Raw genomic sequence first — 18556 nt, forward strand, 5'->3', positions numbered from 1 at the left:
GCCCAGGGGGGCGGGATCTCAGTCCCAGCGCCAGCGGTGCAGGCTTTCGCCCTTGAACCCGACTTTTTTCAGTACTGCGGCGAGTTGGTAGTCGACCATGATGCTGTTTTCGTCTCCGCCCGCCGACAGGAGGGAGCCGTTGGCGTAAAAGACGTCCTTCACTCGACGTTGATAGAGCGCGTCGCCCTGGGCGGCCAATTCGGCGATACGCATCGGGTCGCCGGCGGCGTCCAGAAGATCGAAATAGGTCTGGAAGCTCAGCAGCGCGAGCATTTGACGTTTCTTGGCGGCGAGAGCTTGCAGGATCGTCGGGAGACGCTGGCGGTAAGGCCGGTCGAACAGGGCGTCGGCGAGAAGTTCGTCAGCCATGACATCCGGCAACTGGTCTTCACGCTGGCCGTATCCGTCAGGGAGCGTCAGGTTTCGATTCATCAGATAGGCGATGGGCTGAGCGATGTGGAGTTCGAGTTGGTCGATGTCGTTCGGACCGGCCGACAAGGACTGGGCCAAGGTCAAACCCTGCTCTATGGCATCCAGCCCAGCCGAAAATTCGGACCTGGGGTCTTCGCCTCGCCGCCATTCAACGACGCCGATCTTAATATGATCTTGGCCCCATCCCCCATAATTCATCAATACGGCATTGTAGTTTCCCTCATACGTCAAAATTCTGATGTTGTTTGGGCGGCGCTTGATGGCTGCTTGACTGTTTACAATCAGTCGCTCACCTATCTCATGATCGTTCATCTTGGTGTCCCCGGCCTTACGGTATTTCCGCTGACGGGCAGTTGGTAAGTGCGTTGAGAACCTGAGAAGCTGACAAAGCTGTCGATGCGCCTCAGTTCACTGGCTTCATTCAACTTGACCACCAAGCTCGCATCCGCCCCGCTGGATTGACTATAGCGACCTATTCGGCTGGCGATATAGCCCTGGGATCCCTGTGTCTGACCACGGTAGGTTTTCAGCGAACTCAACCCCGTCTGCGATACCCCACCCTTGAACTCCCAGATGGCGAAACGCCCAGTTTCGGCGCTGACGAACAGGCCGTCCAGTCCCTGTGTCCCTTTATAGTGGAGCGACGTCAGCACGGGCTCATACCCCAGCCGCGACGCCTCCCTATGGCCGAAGACGATGCCACGTTGTTCAGCCAGGCGGTTGGCGCCCGAGCCGCGAACACTGCGGATTTGCTCCAAGAGGAACGCTCGTTCTGCGCTGCCACGCGCATATGTGGCGGCTCGAGCCACATCACTCACGCCGTCCAGCCCGTCTATCAGCCGTCCTGCCTGTCCTGCCCTTCCTGCATTTGCTCCAGGAATAAACGTCGAAGCCACACCCGTGATGTCGGACACGGCGTTGAACACGCCCATTGGACCTTCAGCCCCCCAACGACGGGACACGGCGTCGAACGCCGTCGTCGTCAACCCACGCCGGAAACTGCCGTCTAAGTCCGTGTTGTAGCGAAGCGTGAAGAGGGCCGCGCCCTTGAGCGTGTCGGCGACCGCATCGCCTCGACGCCCCAGGCTTTGCAGCGCTGCCGCACGCTGTTGAGCGCCGCCGAACGTCGCCGCCCCCGCGTCCCAAATCGTGCCGCCGACATGACCAACCCCCTCAGCCAGCCCTAGGCCAGGCTGGACAACCACGCCGTCCAGAACGCCCATGAGCCCGGCAGCCGTGTAGTTCAACCCTTGGTGGACATAAGACATCGCCGTGCGTTCGCCGACGACCGTGATCTCCGCCAGTTCCGTCGCGGCCCCCATGATCGCCGCCTCGTCATAGAGGTAGAAGTCCTGGCCGATTGACTCGCCGTTTAGAAGATCCCGGACCGGACCCCGATCCGTAATATGCAGATACTGGCCGTCAGACACACCGAAGGTCTGGGTCACCGTCCGGTTCAGATGGTTGATCCAGCTGACGGTCGCCTCGATGTCGGACAGGCGCTGGACCTGTATGTCACGCGCCACATAGGGCGTGTAGCTAATCCCCGAAAACCGGGTGGAGGCCCACTCTGTCTTCGACAGATCCAGCATCGCGCCCAAGCGGGCCGCTGTTACGGCGTTCCCGCCCAAAGAGGCGAGGAGTTGGGTTCCGATATCCCGCTGCTTCAGGATGTTGGCAAAACTGTCGATGGCTCCCGGCGCGCCGCCGGTCTCGGGGGCGCTGCCAACCCCGAGATCGAAGCTTTCCCTCAGTTGCTGTGCAAGTTCTGACTGAGCCTTCGGCGCAGCTCTGGCCTGCATTCCGCCGACAATCGCATTCCCGATGGTCTGGCCAATTACATCCGGCAAGACGGATTGCAGATTGTCGCCGAAGCTGGTGCCGTCCAGCAAAGACCGAACCCCGGCTCCCGTCGCGGCCAACGCCAAGCCACTGACAGCGGCCGCTCCATAACCCGGCAGGGCCCGCAAGACGTGGGACGCGCCGAGCGCACCGCCGACGCTCGACATGACGCTTGCGGCGGCGACGCCGGTCCAATCGAACCGATCCTGAAGCCCTGTCGCAACGGCGACGCCTTGGGTCAGGACGTTCATGCCCGTGGCCCGCGTCGCATCAGCGACCCATCCAGGCCCAGACATAGCCCCCATAGCGCGATCGACGCTGGAAAACTGCCCCACGCCCAGATTCAGCCCGGCGGAAAGGGCGGACAGACCGACCCCCTTCCAGTTGAGACTGTCTTGAGCGCCCGTGGCGACCAAGAAGGCCTGGCTGGCGATCGAGGCGGCTGCGCCCGTCAAAGCCCCGGCGGCAAAGGCGGCCGTGGCGGATAGACTGCCCAACATGGCTGCTGAGCCTGCCGCCGCTGCTGCGGCCGCCGACGCTCCTCCGGCTGTGGCCGAGGCCGAGGCGGCAGCAGCCGCGGCGGCTCCCGATTGACCGGCCATGGCCGAGATCAGCGCGGGTCCGACATAGGCCGCGACCACCACGGCGATAACCACGGCGATGATTTGCCCCACCACGCCACAGCCCTTCTTGCCGGCGTTGGCGACGGGTTTGGGCTGGGTGGGCGAGACGTCGCCCATGGCCTTGTTGGGGTCATAGGGGCGGAAGGTGTCGGCGGTGTTGTGGACATTGGCGACCTTGCCGGGGATCGACAGGGTCTGGCCCGCGACCAACGGGTTGGCCGAGGTCAGACCGTTGGCCTCGGCGATCATGTACCACAGCGAGGCGTCGCCCCAGACCGCCGCCGCAATCCCCTGCAGGGTGTCGCCGTCGCGCACCGTATAGGCCGAGGCGCCGTTTCGGACCGAGCCGGGGGTCAAGGACTCATAAGCCTGACCGAAGTCCGTCGCCACCCCGGCGGCGTTGCCGGTGATGAAGGGGGTGGACGTGCTCGACGGTTTCAACGTGCGTCGGCTGACGGCCCAGGCGTAGCCGTCGCCCCAGCCGGGGTTGTTCGTCACCTCTCCGACCCTGACGCCGCCGAAATAATAATAGACGTCCTTCGGATCGGACAGCGACGCATTGTTGTCCGCCTCGGTGCGACGCAGCACCTGGCCGTTGACGTCGGTGATGAAGGTGACGTTGCGCGGCCGGCCGTCCTGGATGTTCACATAGGTCAGACGCCCATTGACGTCATAGGCGAAGGTCGAGGTCTGGATCGCGTTGGACGACGACCCCGTGTCGCTGTCGAAACTGATCTTCGCCTGACGCGCGTCGTCCCACCAGACATAGGTGTAGACGGTCTGGGTGGTCGGATTCTGGGTCACCGACCCGCCGACAGGCGCCGGATCCTTGGAACTGGTGGTGCGCGCCCGGGTGATCACGCCCATCCACTGACCCGTGAACGACCCCGAACCGGCATAGGTCTCGGCGCGGTAATCGTAAGTGGTCGTCGAGGTGCTGTAATAGTCGTTCGCCGTCCCCGTATCATCGGTGAAGGTGAAGTTGGTCTCGCTCAGCAGAAGACCCGACTTGTCATAGACCGCCGTCCGCTCATGGGTGCGGTTCGTCCCGCCCTGTGCGAACTCCTTGTGCGAAACCGTCCGCCCCATGGCGTCGCGTCGGTCTTCCGCGATCCAGGTGATCGCGCCGTCCTGAAGCGACTGGGTGGCGCTGTCCCAGCGGTCGGTCGAGGTCCCCACTCGCGCGAGATATCCGTCGGCCGTATAGTCGTAATGCTCGATACGACGGCCTTCGACGTACTGATATTGATAGACCCATTCCCAGCCGGGGCCGGGATTGTCCATGTCGGGGAACTCCTGGATCGGTTGGTTCGGGCCGACGCCGACGCCCGTATAGACCAGTTCCTGGCTTAGGATGATGTCGGTCTGGATCATGATGGTGGAGATCGAGCGTCGGCGATTTCCATTGGCGTCGTACTCAAGACGGGCGCCGTTCTTGATCTGGCCGTCGACCAAACTTCCTTCGACCGTCGTGAAGCGGTCCATGGCGTCATACTTGTACCAGAGGGTCATCGCCGAGGTGGCGCCGCCCGTGTTCTGGATCGTCCGATAACGCGCCGCCGTCGAACGGATATTGCCGTTCAGGTCATAGGCATAGGTCACCAGAGTCGGATCAGACGTGCTGACACTGACGTCGCGGAACTCGATCATCCGATTCAAGGCGTCGTAGGTGACCGAGGCGTCCTGTTGGACCGTGGTGGTCTCGACCGGCGTGGGCTCCGTATATCCCAGGTCGCCATAGGGGTCCCACGGCGCGGTAGGCGCGTAGACATAGGTCAGCTCGGTCGTGACATACCGCTCCCGCGTCCGGTTGCCGGCCACGTCGTACTCGTAGCTGGCCTGGGTCCGCGCGTTGGAATAACCCAGGGCCGCGCCTGAGACATCGCTCTGCTGCGCCAGGAGTCCGGTATTGTACCAGGTGAAGTTCAGCGCCTGCCCGGCGGTCGAGGTCTGGCTGACCAATCGGCCCGCCAGGTCGAACCCCATGGCGTAGACATGGCCGCCGAGGTCCGTTCGGCCGACCGTTCGGCCGAACGCGTCGGTGCGTTCAACACTGGTCTTGGCTGAGGGATTCACGGTCGTCGTGATCCACCCCCCGAAGGCGCCGAGCCCGGTCGTCGTCAGATTGGCGTCCCAGACGTAGGTCGTGGTCGTCGCACGCCCCTCGAAGTCGGTGGTCAGCACCACCCGCCCCTTGGCGTCGTAGTCCGTACGCTCCCGGTCGCTCGTCGCGAAATGGCTGTTCCAGTGCTGGATGCGCTGTCCCAGGCCGTCATAGGCGTAGTAGTCATCCAGGCGGATACCGCTCGTCGACGGGTTGCCCGGCGTGCCGGCGGCGCGCTCAATATGATTGACCAAGATCAGACGGCCCAACTGATCGTAGGATCGTCGCTCGATCCCGCCCAACGCGTCGGTGAACGTCTTCAGATTACCGAAGACGTCATAGGCCCTGCTGACGACCCCGCCGTCGGCGCTGAACTCCTTCAGCACCAGCGCTTGCTCGCCGTCATGTCCCGTGCCGGCGAGAAGAAGTCGCCGGTTGAGGTTGCCGTTGGCGTCGCGCGTTCCCACCAGACGCCCGGCGATGTCGTAATAATAGTCCTCGGTCGGACGGGCGCTGAGCACCGCCCCGGTCTCGGTGGTGGCGTTGACCGTCGGCGACTCACGACGCACGAGGCGGCCCAGGGTGTTATAGGCGTAATGGGTCGTAAACCCGCGCGCGTCGGTTTCGGAACTCACCTCGCCGAACGCGTTATAGCCCCGCAAATTGATGATGTTGGGCGCATACTGGTACGCGCCGGCCGAATTTCTTGCGACCTGTCGGAACGTCTCGGTGGTTATGGCCTGCTGATTCTCACCCGTATACTGGGCATAGGTGGCCACCACGCCTTCGACATAATGGGCGCCGATCGACGTCGTATTTTGGTTGCTGAAGGTCCAGAGCGCATCTTCCTGGGTCCAGGCGCGGATGTCTGCGCCGGCCGACTGGACCGTCATGGTCACATTGCCGGCGCCGTCATGGACGAAAATTCGGGTCAGGCCGTCGCCGGCCGTTGAACGCCACATCCGACCGGCCGCATCGTAGCTGAAGCTCTCTTGCCAGACGCCGTTGACCCCTTTGGCGACGATCTCGCCATGGGTGTTGTACAAGATCTGGTCGCGATCGCCGATCGACCAGGCCGAGCCGTTGAACGTCGCTGTCGCCTGCTCGGTCGCCTGTCCCAAGGCGTCGTAGCGATAGACGACGGCTTCGGTGACGCTGCTTCCGTCCGAGCGCACACGGCTGTAACTGTCGCGCACCACACGTCCGGCCAAATCATAGGCATAGGCGCGCGTGAAGCCGGACGCGTCGGTTGTCGAGGCGAGACGCCCGCCCGCGCCATAGACGAAGGTGGTGGTCAGCAGACTGGTCGAGCCGTCCTTGCCCTCCTTGACCAGGACGATATGGCCCAAGCCGTCGTAGCTGTTCGTCACCCGGTTGCGCAGGGTGTCGTCCACATAGTCCTTGAAGCTCGCTCCCCTGACATCGGTCAATCGACCGGCGAGATCATAGGCGTTGTCGGTTCGGTCCCCATTGGCGGTGGTTCGGCTGAGTACCTGTCCCAGACCATTGTAGGTATAGGTGATGGTGGAAGAGACCGCCGCGCCGCCGGTGAGCCCGCCCGTTGCGGCGACCCCATAGGCGCCGACGCCGGCGCGGCTTTCCGTCAGCCGTCGTCCATTCCGGTCGTAGGTGAAGTCGGTCACCCGGTCGCCCAGGCCCGGGGTCGCGGTGCGCGGCGCCAGCGTCGCCGGATTTCGGTCAGGCGTTACGGCGCCGACGACCGGGTCCGCATAACGGACCTCCTGCGTCACATTGCCTTCGGCGTCGCGCACGAAGCTGGTCAGATAGCCCGCGCCGTCGACTCGGGCGATCTCGCGACCCGCGGCGTCGAAGAAGGCGAAGCGGCTCACGCCACGCCCATCTATAGTCTGAACAATATTGCCTGCCGCATCGTAGAGGGTGCGATCGACAACCTGAGCCCAGACCGTCTCATAGGTCCCGGTCCAGTTGCCGGTACGGACCGACATCGACTTGGTCGCTGTCAGTCGATTGTTGAGATCGTACTCGTAGTAGGTCTCGCGGTAGGGTCCACTGGCGCTCGGCGGCGTGCCGCCCGCCAAGGCGGGCTGGGCCACGACCGCATCATAGGCGCGCATCGCCGTGGCGTTGCCCGCGCCGTCGTAGGTCCAGGTCCTCAAGCCGCCCAAGGCGTTGATCTCGGCGATCTTGCGGTCAAGGTCGTCGTAGTAGAATAGGGTTCGCCCACCCGCAGGCGTCACGGTTTCGATCACATTGCCGCGCCGATCATAGGCGATCGTCTCCGTGGGAACGACCACGCTGGTGGCGAAGTTCGTCGCGGTGACCACCACGGCGTCGCCCGTCTTGCTGATCAATCGATCCAACAGGTCGTAGGCGTAGGTTGTCGTGCGGGCCTCTGCCAGGTTGGAGGCCTCAACGGTCTGGATCAGATTGCCGCGGGCGTCGTAGGCATAGGTATTGACGATGTTCCCGGCGGACGGATTGGTCGCGGACCCGACCGGGAGCGTCTCGGTCAGGGCCAAGCCGCGCTTGTCATAGGTGTAGGTCGTCGTGCCGCCGAGCTTGTTTTTCACAGACAGCTTGTCGCCATAGGCGTTCAGGACGAAGGTCTCGGTGAAACCCATGGCGTCCGTCACGCCCGTGAGGCGATCCAGTTTGTCCCGCGTGAACCGGGTCGTCGCGTCGGTTGATCCGGTCACGACAGTGGGCGACGTGCCCACAACCGGCGTGCCCGTGACCCGCGCTGCGCGACGTGTGACGGTCGCCACCGCCCCTCCGATCGTGTAGGTCGTCTGGGTGGCGTAGCCCTCCGGATCGACCTGCAGGGTGAGACGGTCGAGTTTGTCGTAATAGAAAAAGCCCGCCGCTCCGCGCGGATCGGTCACCTGAACCAGATTGCCGAAGGCGTCGTACACGCTGGTGGTCACCGCATTGGTCGAGGCGGTCAATTTGCGGGTCTTTGTGACGACCCGACCCATGGCGTCATAGGTGTAGGTCGTCGCCCCGCCGGTCGCTTCGGTTTCGCTTAGAACCCGCCCGAGTCCGTCGTAGGTCCAAGTCCGGGTCGAGGCCTGCGCCGTTCCCACCCCCCGGGTCTCAGACAAAACCCGCCCCCCGGCGTCAAAGGTGCGGCTGGTTTGGCTTTCATCGGCCGTGCCCCTCGCACGCCATTCGTGGACGACTCGCCCCAAGCCGTCCAGTTCAAGCCGCGTCACCACGCCCATCGCGTCGATGATCTCGTTGACGCGTCGGGCCTGGTCGTACCCATAAGATACGGTTGTTGTGGCTTGACCGCCCGCAGAGACGCCCAGCATGAAGGCGAACGCCTCGCCGGTCGCTCCGTCCCCCAGGTTCAGGGGATTGGCGTATCGGCGAGTGCCGGTGACCAGATCGCCGAGATAGGTGGTTTGGGTGACATAGCCGAGGGCGTCCTGCACATAGGCCTGCCGCCCAACCGTATCATAACCGAAATGGGTGACCCGTCCTGTGTCCCCCGGGTTGTCGCCGACCCAGGCGTCGAGCACGGCGGACGTCGGATTGGCGCCGGCATAAAGGGTTTCGTAGCTTACGATCCGCATCGGGCGACCCGCCGCGTCATAGCTGCGGTAGACCACCTGCCCCCCCGCATCGACGGTATAGCGTAGGCGGCCCGCCGCATCATAGGCGCGCGAGTCCACGCGATCATTGGCGGTGGCCTGGGTCGCCGTCCAGGTCCTCAGGCTCGCCTCGTCCTTAGCCGAGGCGGTGTAGCGGGTGGCGTAGCGGATGATCCGCAATTCCAGACCGGATCCATCGTAGATCTTTTCGGTCAACTGGCCCAGCGCGTCGACGCTGAACACCATCCGGCCGTCATCATCGTAGACGTAGGTCTCGTATTGGTCGCGCGCGCTGTTTGCTGTCACGGCGGTGGCGAGTTGGGCGGTCGTCGGCGTTGCGCCCAGCGCCGCCATCTGCGCGGCGGTCAGGACATTGGCGTAACGGGTGACGCCAGTGACCCGTCCCTCGGCGTCGTAATAGGTCCGGGTCGCAGCGCCCGCGCCGTCGATCCGCCAGACCGGGCGGTTCTCGACGTCATAGCCGAACAGAGTCGAGACCGTCGTCGTCGCGTCGAGCGAGTCGAGCCTCTGGGTGACGTTCCCCGCCGCATTATAGGCGTAGGTCGTTCGGATATTCAGACTCGCCGGACCGGTCTGTTGCGCGGTCAGTCGGCCCAGACGATCATAGGTGTAGACGGTGTCGCGCTGGGCGGTCGTCCCGGACGCCTCACGCACTGTGGCGACATTCCCGGCGCGATCATAACTATAGACCGTGGTGAGGGCGTAGGTGGTCGGATCGACGATCACCTGGGTGGTGCGTCCCTCCAGATCAAACACATAGTCCGTGCGCAAACCGCTGTCGTCGGTCACGCGGGTGGTCTGGCCCTTGGCGTCATAGACATAGCTGGTCGTGAGGTTGAGTCCGCCCGGATTGCGCACTTCCGTCAGGACACGGCCAGCCGCATCATAGCTGTACCGAACCTTGACGCCTGCGGCGTCCACCGTCTCATACAGCTGACCAGCCTTGTCGTAGGTTCGGGTCGACGTCTGGTTTAGGCCGTTGGTCTCGGTCTTCAGCTGCCCGTCGGCGTCATAGGTCCAGGTCGTCGTCCGGCCCGCGCCGTCGATGAAGGACAGGGTGGAGCCGGCCGCATCATGGGTCGTGGTGGTGGTGACGCCCTCCGCCGTGGTGACCACGATCTGGCGGTTAAAGGCGCTGTAGGCGTAGCTTGTCGTCCGCCCCATGCGGTCGGTGACGCTGAGCGTATTTCCGCGTTCGTCATAGCTGTAGGCGGTCGTCTTGCTCGCCGCGTCCCGACGCAGGACGACCCGCCCGGCGCGATCATAACCGGTGACCCGCGCCCGACCGAGCGGGTCGGTTTCCTGGGTCGGGCGACCGAAGGCGTCATAGACCAGGGCGGTCGTCTGATTCAGGCCGCCGACATCCCGCTTCGTCTGCACCAGCAGGCCGCGTCGGTCATAAGCGAATTGGGTGATCGGCCCATCGGTCGGTTCCAGGGGATCCTGGCGCTGCGAGAGCTCGCCGAAGGCGTTGTAGGCATAGAGGGTCGCCGCGCCCAGGGCGTCCACCGTTGCGGACACGCCGTCGCCGACGCCGTAGACCACCTGGGTCACACTATCGACGGCCGTATTGACCGCGCCGTTCAGGGCGGCTGTCGCGGCTGCGGTCAGGCGTCCGCCCTTCAGTCCGGCCGTGACCGTGCTGGTCAGTCGCGTGCCGTGCGCCGTCACGCCCGTGCGTCGGCCGAGGGCGTCATAGGCGTAGCTGGTCATTTCGCCCAGGGCGTTGACCTCATGGGACAGGTTGCCGGCGGCGTCATAGAAATAGACCGTGCGGCGGCCATTGCCGCCCAGACCGTCCGGGTCGGTGCGGGCGATCATCCGCCCCGCGTCGTCGTAGCTGTAGCTGACGCCCCACTGCCGATAGAGGGTGTCGATCTGGGCCTGGGTCGGGGTTGCGCCCAGGGCGGCGAGCGCAGCGGCGCCCTCCCCTGACAGTTCGGCGGTCAGACGACCGCGACGGTCATAGCGCCGATGCGCTTCGACAAGCCCGCCTTCGACCTTGGCGAGGCTCGTGCGGACGAGCCGATTCTGGCTGTCGTAGATATAGGTCGTGGTTTCTGCCCCGGCGGCGGTGTGACGGGTCTCCGTCAGGGGCTGGCCGAAGGCGTTGCGCGTATAGCTCACGACCTCCAGCACGCCGGCGGGAGCCCCGGTCAGTTGCGCCAGGGTCGGCTGCACGACGGCGTCGGCGGCCAGGCGACGACCTCGCGTCACGCCCGTGACATGCCCCTGGGCCGAATAATCGTAGAGGGTGATGTTACGCTCGCCATCGACCGTTCCCTTCAGCAAGCCGCGCGCGTCGTAGACATTCCAGGTGCGAATGTCGTTCGCATTCGATCCTGCACTTGTGATCAGGTCGATGAGGGCGCCAGACGCGCGCAGATTGCTCGCCACGGCGTTGGCGTAGGCTAGGGTTCCGGAGACCCGACCTGCGGCGTCGTAGAGGGTCCGCGTCAGATAGCCTTCGCCGTCCAATGTCGCGATTCGAATTCCGTCGCCGTCTTGGAAGTAGCGCTCGATGCGGTCTTGCGACGTCGACGAGACCGCCACGGCCACGGCCGGCGGCGTCGTCTTCAAAGTCTCCAATTGAGCCGTCGTCAGACGGGTCGCAAAACGCGTCTCCTTCAGCAGACTCGAGTCGCCGGCATAGGCGGAGTTCGTCACAGAGCCGTCGCCGTCGATGGACTGCACAAGCCGCCCCGACTTGTCGTAAACCGCCCATGTCCACTCGTCCGCCGCGTCGGCGGGCGGCTGCACGGCGCCCAGCTCGACTTGGGTCGGATTGCCGGCGGCGTCGCGCAGGCCGGCCAGGGCCGAAGCCGTCAGCCGGGTCGCATAACGGATCGTCGCCACCACCTGATCGTTGGCGTCGTAGCGGTATTCCGTGATCGCTCCGTCCGGCCCGACGTCGGCCACCTTGCGGCCCAGACGGTCATAGAGCGCCTGCCGGGCCGCTCCGGTGGGATCGATCTCGATCCGCAGGCGGCCGAGCGCGTCGTAGAGGTAGCGCGACCCGGTCTCCGACAGGGCGTCGGCGAGCAGCGCGGTCGGAACTTCGCGCACTTCAGGCCGTCCGAAATAGGTCGAATAGCCCGTCGAGCTTCCCTGGTTCTGGACGAAGAAGCGGGTGGTCGCCGTGGCGCCCGGCAGGACGTCGTTCCAGCGGTAGACGGCCGTGTCGAGCACCTTGTCGCCGGTGGTGAGATCATAGACGCCGCCAAGCGACGCCGCCGAGCCCAGGGCGGCGCCCTGGGGCAGGATATAGCCCACGACCTTGTACCAGCGGTCGGCCTGAAGACTCGCCTGCTGCTGGGCCGGGGTGAGGTTCAAGAAGGTCGGATTGGCGACATCCGCGCCGGACGTATTCTCGACAAAGGCGCCCGTGACCGTATCGGGCCCGCCCAGCACGAGATCATGACGGCTGAGATCCGATTTTCGGAAATAATAGGTGAACGCGTAGCTTCGGGTCGGGTCGATCGCGAAGCCGTTGGAGATCGCGCCCCCGCCGAGGCTATTGGCGTCGACCTGCCCCGCCTCGATGACGAGCGCCGACAGCCCGTCCGGGCCGATCACGGTCGCCCAGCGAGAATCCGTCGTCAGGGCGCCGCCCGCGCCCGGCCAGGTCGGGACGCCGGCTGCGGACGGCGCCGCGCCGGACGGCCAGTTCTGCAGATTGACCAGATTGGCGCCCCGCTCGGTCTCGCTGTAACTGACCCGTTCGCCGATGCGGTTGTAGACCGAGATTCGGTTCAGCCCGTCCGCCGTCGTCACCACTGTGGTCGCCCGGTCGTCCAGGAAGGCCGTCGTGGTTTGGGCGTTGCTGAAGTCGATGCTGCTGACCGTGCGGCCCAGGCCGTCGTAGGCGTAGGACTGCACGCCCGAGACCCCGTCCACCGTGCGCGCGAGCAGCTGACCGGCGCGGTCGTAGACGAAGCGCGTGACGGTCATCGCCGAGGCCGTGTCGCCCTGGCCGTCGGTCAGGAGCGCGGCGTAGCGCCGTTGGAGGGTCACCGCGCCGCGGAAGTCATATTCGGTGTCGGTGCGCTCGGCGGCGGCCTTATCCGCCAGACCGGACTGCCAGGCCACGAGGTCGGCGGCCGTCGGCGTCTGTGTGGCGCTCAGCCCTGCGAGATTATAGGCCACGCCGGCATAGGCGACCACGCTCGTCTGACGACCGGCCGCATCATAGGCATAGGCTGTGACCCGGCCTTCCGGCGTCAATCCATAGATCAGATGCCCTTCGGCGTCGTAGACGTAGCGGCTCGTCAGGGCCCCTGTCGGCACGCCCGAGCCCGCCCCATCGGGATCGAGCCCGGTGAAGCGGCTCTCCGTCAGCAAAAGATTGCGAGCGTCATAGGTTCGGGTGACGGTGACGCCGGCGCTGTCGCGGCGCGTGGTCCACAGGCCTGAGCCGCCGGCGGGATAGACATAGTCGGTCCAGACGGTCGGCGAGGTCTGGACGCGCGTGACGTCGCCGTCCGCATTATAAAGGAACTGGGTGGTCGGCGCGGCCGCCCCGGCGACCGGGGCCGGTTCGACGATACTGTCCAGACGGCCGTTGCTGTAGTTGAGCACCGTGACCAGACCGGACGGCCCCGTCACGGTCGTCTGGCCGGCGGCGTAGCTCAGGCTTGTGGTTCGGGTCACCCCCGCCGCCACCGTCTCCGTATAGCTCGTCACGCGGAAGGCGCCGCTTGCCTCATAGGCGAGGTCCAGCCGGGAGCCGTCGGTCTGGCTGATGGAGGCGACGCGTTTGCTCGTCCCGTCATAGGTGTAGTTGATGGCGTAGAACTGATTGTCCGCGACCGAGTTGTCGTCCGGCGTGACATCGATCTTGACCTGGATCAGTCGGTTCGAGGCGTCATAAATGTAGCGGGTCCGGGCCCCGACCTTGTTGGTCCCCGACACCGGATCCCAGGCCGTCGTCTGCAGCTTGACCAGATTGGATCCCGACCAGGTCAGGTCGATGTAGCCCCCGTCCGCCGTGGTCACGCGCGTGACCTTGTTCTGGGCGTCATAGGCATAGGTGACGGTGTTGCCGTCACGGTCGAGACTGCTGCCGATGCGATAGCCGGTCGCCGACAGATAATGTTCGACCGTACCGGTGTCGCCGTCGGTCCAGGTCCAGACGTCGGCGGCGAAGGTCAGCTGGTCATGCGCCCCTGCCCCTTCCTTGCTGACATAGGCGGACTTGGCGGCGTCCCAGGCGTACTGGACCCGCGATCCGTCCCAATCGAGCCGCCAGACGGTCGAACCCGCTGCGCCATAAGCCCCGGTCTGCCCGTAGATCTGCCGGGTCACGCCCGATTGCCAGTTGTCGCCGTTGTCGTCGTCCAGGGCGCCGAGGCTGTTGTAGGCGCGCGCAATACCGACGTCGGAGCCCAGCCCCATCAGGAACTCGTCCTGATTATGGATCACCAGATTGCCGGTCGCCGCATTGACCAGGACGTTCTCGCCCGCCCGGCCCATGACCGACTGGCCCAGCAAGCCGGACGCCCCCAGCGTCTTGGCCGAGCTCTGTTCCAGCCCCAGACGCGATCCAACGATGACAGCGACCATCTTCATCCCCCTCGGGGAGACTCGTCTCCTCCCGTACCGGCTTCTCGGGAGACCGCGGCGCGAGTTTAGTCTTTTCTGGCGCGCACCCGAAAAATCGCGCGCAGACCGCCTGACGGATTGCCACGGGGAATTCGTCGTTCATACCATCCCCCGCTCGCGGCCGATCTGCACGCCGGGGCGAACAGGATCCGATATGCCGACGCCCGACGCCCGATTCACCCGCCTGCTCGGCTATCTCGACGCCGATCCCGAAAACCTCGCCCTCCTCGCCGACGCCGCCGACGCCGCCGTCGCCGAAGGCGAAACAGCGATGGCCGCCGACCTGGTCGATCGCTACGCCGCCGTCGCGCCTCTTACGCCGCCCCTTCTCAATCTCCTGGCCGTCTGTGCGCTCGCTGAGGGGCGTTGGGCGGACGCCGCCGCCATCCTCGAATCCGTGAGGGCCGATCGGCCCGAAGACGCCGTGCTCCGCCTCAATCTCGCCCGCGCCCGCGAAGGACTCTGCGATTATGAAGGCGTTCTGACGCTGCTCGAGGACGCGCCGCCGCCGGCCGACGCGACGCCGCTGAAACTGCGCGCCCTTCATCACCTCGGCCGGCTCGACGAAGCCCTGGCGCTGGGCCGAGGCATGGATCCGCAGATTGACGACCCCGCCCTCTGGGGCGCGCTCGCCTCCATCGCCATGGACGCCGAGGCCCTCGACCTGGCCGCGCTCTGGGCGTCCCGCGCGCCTCTGACGGCCGACGGCCTCGCCGCCCAGGGTCTGCTCGCCCTGACGGAGGGCGAGACCCCGAAGGCGCGTCTTCTGCTCGAGGACGGCCTGTCGCGTCATCCCGGTTCGGCGCGTCTTCAACTCGGGCTCGCCTCGGTCCTTCTGAGCGAAGGCGACGCCGCCGCCGCTGCAGAGCGTTTCGATTCGGCCGCGAACATCTTCGGCGACCATCTCGGGTCCTGGACCGCCGCCGGATGGGCCTGGCTCATCGCGGGAGACCGCGCCAGGGCCCAAGCCCGTTTCGAAACTGTCGTGGCCCTGGACGACAGTTTCGGGGAAGGTCACGGCGGTCTGGCCGTAATCGCGCTTCAGGACGGGCGCCCGGAAGACGCCCGACGCCGCGCGGAAATCGCCCTGCGCCTCGATCCTGAAAGCCTCGGCGGTCTTCTGACGCGCGCGCTTCTGCTGGAGCAGGCCGGCGAGTCCGCCCTTGCCGACCGCCTGCGGCAGGGGGCGCTCAAGGCCCCGATCGGTCCTGGCGGTCACTCCATTCTGCAGATGGCCGCGAAACTGGCCGTCAATCTCCGTTAGGCCGTCCGACGCCTGCGCGGAGTTCCCGCGTCGCCTGATCCATCAGCCTCCGGCCGCTCGGATCTGCGACGATCGTTTCGACGACCCGGTTGACCATTTGCTGGAACCGGGCGTCGTTCATCATCTCCGGGCCGAAATGATCGAGGAGCGCGCTCTGAATGACCACACGCTGAAGGGCGGCGTCCTCGATTTCGGCCAGGTTCAGCGCCTGAAGCGTCGACTTCGCGGTTGAAGCGCCCGCGCGCGGGCGGGCCCCGCCGCGCACACGGCTACGGGCCTGCAGTCTTTGGCGCAGCATCAGGACCAGACGATCGACAGCGGACACAGGCTCCATGGGTCAGTGTCGCACGGTCCCGCCGAACTGGCGCAACAACAGCTCGGTCTCCGAGACGGGCTCGGCCGCCGCCGCCGCCGGTTCAAGCCCGGCCAGCAAAGTCGCCATGTCCTGGTTCAGCGGCGGATTGACCGTATTGGCGGCCATGCCGCGGCGAAGCAGCGCGATCGCGCCGGTCACGTCCTCATCCACCAGACGCAGGAGGCCGCGGGCGAAAAGGGACAGCGGGTGCGCCTCTTCCAGGTCCTGAAGCGGCCGCCAGGTCCGGCGCGCCAGCTCGGGTTCGCCGGATGTGAACTCCAGAAAGCCGAGTTGGAATCGCGCAATGTCAAAGCCCGGCGCGAGCGCCACGGCGCGGGAGACGGCGGCGCGCGCCTCCGGATACCGCCGCCCCCCCGCCAAAAGGGAGCCTCGCAGAAAATGCAGGCGCGCGTCACCGGGATACGCCGCCAACAGGGCGTCGACCTCCGCGACATCGGCGCCGGCCGCGACGGCCGCGACCAGGGCGTCGAGACGCGCGTCGGGACAGGGATCGGCTCGAAGGTCTGACATGGTCTATCTCGCGCTAAGGGTGAGGGTATCGGGCTTGGGAAGACGTTTTCGCAATCGCGCCATTGCGGCGGCGTGGATCTGCGACACCCGCCCGCGGCTCAAAGCAAGGTCTTCAGCGATCCGGGCGAATTCGAGCCCCTCGAAATAATGGCGACGGACCACGTCGCCCTCCGGTTCCGGCAAGGCCGCCAGGGCGTCCTTCACGCGTCGGACCGTCTGGACCCACAGCAGACTTTCGTAGGCGTTGGGCGTTTGAGAGACCGGAGCCTCGCCCCCGACCACTGCGCCCGCCTCATCGAGCATGAAGCCGATCGCCAGTTCCACGGCGAGATCGGCCAGGGCGTCCAGGGCGTCGCCGGACCGTTCCGGCTGAAGCGATCGCAATCTTTCCGTGCGGACGCGATGGCGCGTGGCCGCCTGTCGCCGCCGTTCGCTCGCCCCGGCGACGCCGTCCAGCACTCGACCGGAAATCCGACGGGCGGCGAAGGCCTGGAACGGCGTCCCCTGGGCGGGGTCGAAACGGTCTATGGCCTGGAGCAGGCCCTCCGCCGCATATTGACGCAAATCCTCGATATCGAGGTCCGAGCCCGGACGATCGCGCCGGATCCGGGCCGCCACGGCGTGAGCGAAGTCGAGGTTCGCCTCGAACAGACGCCGCCGCAAATCGGCGGAGGGCGCCGCGGCATAGGCGCGCCACAGGCCGAGATCGCGGTCAGCGGCGGGGGCGGCCTCCATCGTCAGCGGAATCCTCCCACCACCCCTTGAAGGATCAGGCTCCATCCGTCGATCAGCACGAACATCAGGACCTTGATCGGCAGGGAGATGCTCGTCGGCGGCACCATCATCATGCCGAGCGCCAGCAGGATGCCGGACACCACCAGATCGATCAGCAGAAAGGGCAACAGGATGACGAAGCCGATCCGGAAGGCCGTCGAGAGCTCATGAAGCATGAAGGCGGTCGTCAGTTCGGGCAGGCCGACTTGGGCGGCCGAGTCCGGCAGGGGCCGGCGCGCGATCTCGTAGACCGTCTTGATGTTTTCGTCGTTCACCTGTCGCAGCATGAAGGCCTTGAGCGGCTCGGCCCCGCGTTCGCCGGCCTCCTGGACGGTCAGACGGCCGTCCAGAAAGGGCTGCAGCGCCTCGGCGTTGACGGTCGTGAAGGTCGGCCCCATGGCGAAGACGGTCAGAAACAGCGCCAGACTGACCAGGACGGGGCTCGGCGGCGTCTCCGGCATGCCGAACGCGTGGCGGATCATCGACAGGGCGATCACGATCCGAACGAACGGCGTCATGCACAGGATCATCGCTGGGATAAGGGCCAGCAGGGCCAGGACCAGACTGATCCGGACCGCTTCCGCCGTCTGGGCGGGCTCGACGGTTCCCGACACCGCCGGAAGCGCCTGAGCGGCCCCGGCGAGTCCCATGCAGGCCGTCGCCGCCGCAGCGATCATGAGGAGTCGCAGAAGGCGTGCGCCCCTCATCGGTCCTCCTCCTCGCCGTCGCCGTCGCCGTCGAGCGCGACTAGGACCAGCTGGCCCTGGAGGCTCGCGGCGACCATGAAGGAGCGACCGTCGCACTTGAACACGGAAACGCTGACCTGAGGCGACAGGCGACGGGTCTCCACACCGGTCAGCCTTGTGGCCGCGCCGCCCGTCGCCGAGGACGTCACGCGCCGGACCCAGGCCGAGAGGTTCAGATCGTCGAGCCGCGGCGCGGCGCCGGTCGCGCGACGCCGGATGGCGAAGGCCGCGCCGACCGCCAGGCCCAGGCAAAGCAGGAGCGCTGCGGCGACGCGGACCCAGGGCACCTCGTCGCTCGCGCCCTGACCGAGCGTCTGGGCCAGGGCCGGCGACGCCTGCAGCCCCAGCGCCAGCGCGCTCAGCCCCGCCACGCGGGCCATAATGTCTCGCGCCGGCCTCACGATGCGGGCGCAATCTCGACCAGCCGCACCGCGAAGGCGTCGCCGGCCGCAACGATCTCGCCGCGTCCAATCAGCGCGCCGTTGAGCTGAAGCTCGACGAGGTCATTGAGCCGAGCGTCCAGGCGAACCGTCTCTCCGGCGCGCAGGGCGAGGAGGTCCTTCACGGACAGGGTGACGCTTCCGAGCCGAGCGTCCAGACGGACATTCACCCCGCCGAACAGGGCGGCGTCCAGAGACGTCAAAGGGGGACCGTCGCCGGCGGCGGGTTTGGGGGTGCGGGCAGTCAT

Annotated in this window: 9 protein-coding genes; 1 reads left to right on the forward strand and 8 read right to left on the reverse strand. The window is 66.0% G+C overall.

Annotation, left to right across the window (positions count from 1 at the left end):
- Positions 1 to 18: 18 nt before the first annotated feature.
- The gene (locus PKE72_RS15665) at positions 19 to 744 is read right to left on the reverse strand and encodes a hypothetical protein (RefSeq protein WP_271166298.1); all 726 of its coding nucleotides are present in this window, start codon (positions 742 to 744) and stop codon (positions 19 to 21) included.
- Positions 741 to 14159, reverse strand: coding sequence for a LysM peptidoglycan-binding domain-containing protein (locus PKE72_RS15670; RefSeq protein WP_271166299.1), 13419 nt, complete (start codon positions 14157 to 14159; stop codon positions 741 to 743). The genes PKE72_RS15665 and PKE72_RS15670 overlap by 4 nt, the downstream gene beginning before the upstream one ends.
- A 193-nt stretch (positions 14160 to 14352) precedes the next feature.
- Between PKE72_RS15670 and PKE72_RS15675 the strand changes: the two genes are divergently transcribed.
- Complete coding sequence (locus PKE72_RS15675) at positions 14353 to 15462, forward strand: tetratricopeptide repeat protein (RefSeq protein ID WP_271166300.1); 1110 nt, start codon at positions 14353 to 14355, stop codon at positions 15460 to 15462.
- Here the strand turns inward: PKE72_RS15675 and PKE72_RS15680 are convergent.
- From PKE72_RS15680 to PKE72_RS15705, 6 genes are read right to left on the reverse strand one after another with little or no spacing between them, the layout of a single operon-like run.
- Entirely contained in the window at positions 15449 to 15787 is a 339-nt protein-coding gene (locus PKE72_RS15680; RefSeq protein WP_271166301.1) for a hypothetical protein, read from the reverse strand. The genes PKE72_RS15675 and PKE72_RS15680 overlap by 14 nt on opposite strands.
- A 12-nt stretch (positions 15788 to 15799) precedes the next feature.
- Positions 15800 to 16348, reverse strand: a complete 549-nt coding sequence (locus PKE72_RS15685) for a tetratricopeptide repeat protein (protein WP_271166302.1) — start codon at positions 16346 to 16348, stop codon at positions 15800 to 15802.
- A 3-nt stretch (positions 16349 to 16351) separates the two neighbouring features.
- Positions 16352 to 17083 carry a sigma-70 family RNA polymerase sigma factor gene (locus tag PKE72_RS15690; protein WP_271166303.1) on the reverse strand — a complete coding sequence of 244 codons (732 nt, stop codon included), beginning with the start codon at positions 17081 to 17083 and terminating at the stop codon, positions 16352 to 16354.
- Between the two features lie 2 nt (positions 17084 to 17085).
- Positions 17086 to 17829, reverse strand: a complete 744-nt coding sequence (fliP, locus tag PKE72_RS15695) for a flagellar type III secretion system pore protein FliP (protein ID WP_271166304.1) — start codon at positions 17827 to 17829, stop codon at positions 17086 to 17088.
- Positions 17826 to 18248: a hypothetical protein gene (locus tag PKE72_RS15700; RefSeq protein WP_271166305.1), complete on the reverse strand. Its 423-nt coding sequence runs from the start codon at positions 18246 to 18248 to the stop codon at positions 17826 to 17828. The genes fliP and PKE72_RS15700 overlap by 4 nt, the downstream gene beginning before the upstream one ends.
- Positions 18249 to 18265: 17 nt before the next feature.
- Complete coding sequence (locus PKE72_RS15705) at positions 18266 to 18556, reverse strand: FliM/FliN family flagellar motor switch protein (protein ID WP_271166306.1); 291 nt, start codon at positions 18554 to 18556, stop codon at positions 18266 to 18268.

The organism is Brevundimonas intermedia (genome assembly GCF_027922165.1).
GTDB lineage: Bacteria > Pseudomonadota > Alphaproteobacteria > Caulobacterales > Caulobacteraceae > Brevundimonas > Brevundimonas intermedia.

Coding starts and splice junctions, on each gene's coding strand:
- PKE72_RS15665 (WP_271166298.1), bottom strand. CDS start 744: ATGAACGATCATGAGATAGGTGAGCGACTGATTGTAAACAGTCAAGCA.
- PKE72_RS15670 (WP_271166299.1), bottom strand. CDS start 14,159: ATGGTCGCTGTCATCGTTGGATCGCGTCTGGGGCTGGAACAGAGCTCG.
- PKE72_RS15675 (WP_271166300.1), top strand. CDS start 14,353: ATGCCGACGCCCGACGCCCGATTCACCCGCCTGCTCGGCTATCTCGAC.
- PKE72_RS15685 (WP_271166302.1), bottom strand. CDS start 16,348: ATGTCAGACCTTCGAGCCGATCCCTGTCCCGACGCGCGTCTCGACGCC.
- PKE72_RS15690 (WP_271166303.1), bottom strand. CDS start 17,083: ATGGAGGCCGCCCCCGCCGCTGACCGCGATCTCGGCCTGTGGCGCGCC.
- fliP (WP_271166304.1), bottom strand. CDS start 17,829: ATGAGGGGCGCACGCCTTCTGCGACTCCTCATGATCGCTGCGGCGGCG.
- PKE72_RS15700 (WP_271166305.1), bottom strand. CDS start 18,248: ATGGCCCGCGTGGCGGGGCTGAGCGCGCTGGCGCTGGGGCTGCAGGCG.
- PKE72_RS15705 (WP_271166306.1), bottom strand. CDS start 18,556: ATGACTGCCCGCACCCCCAAACCCGCCGCCGGCGACGGTCCCCCTTTG.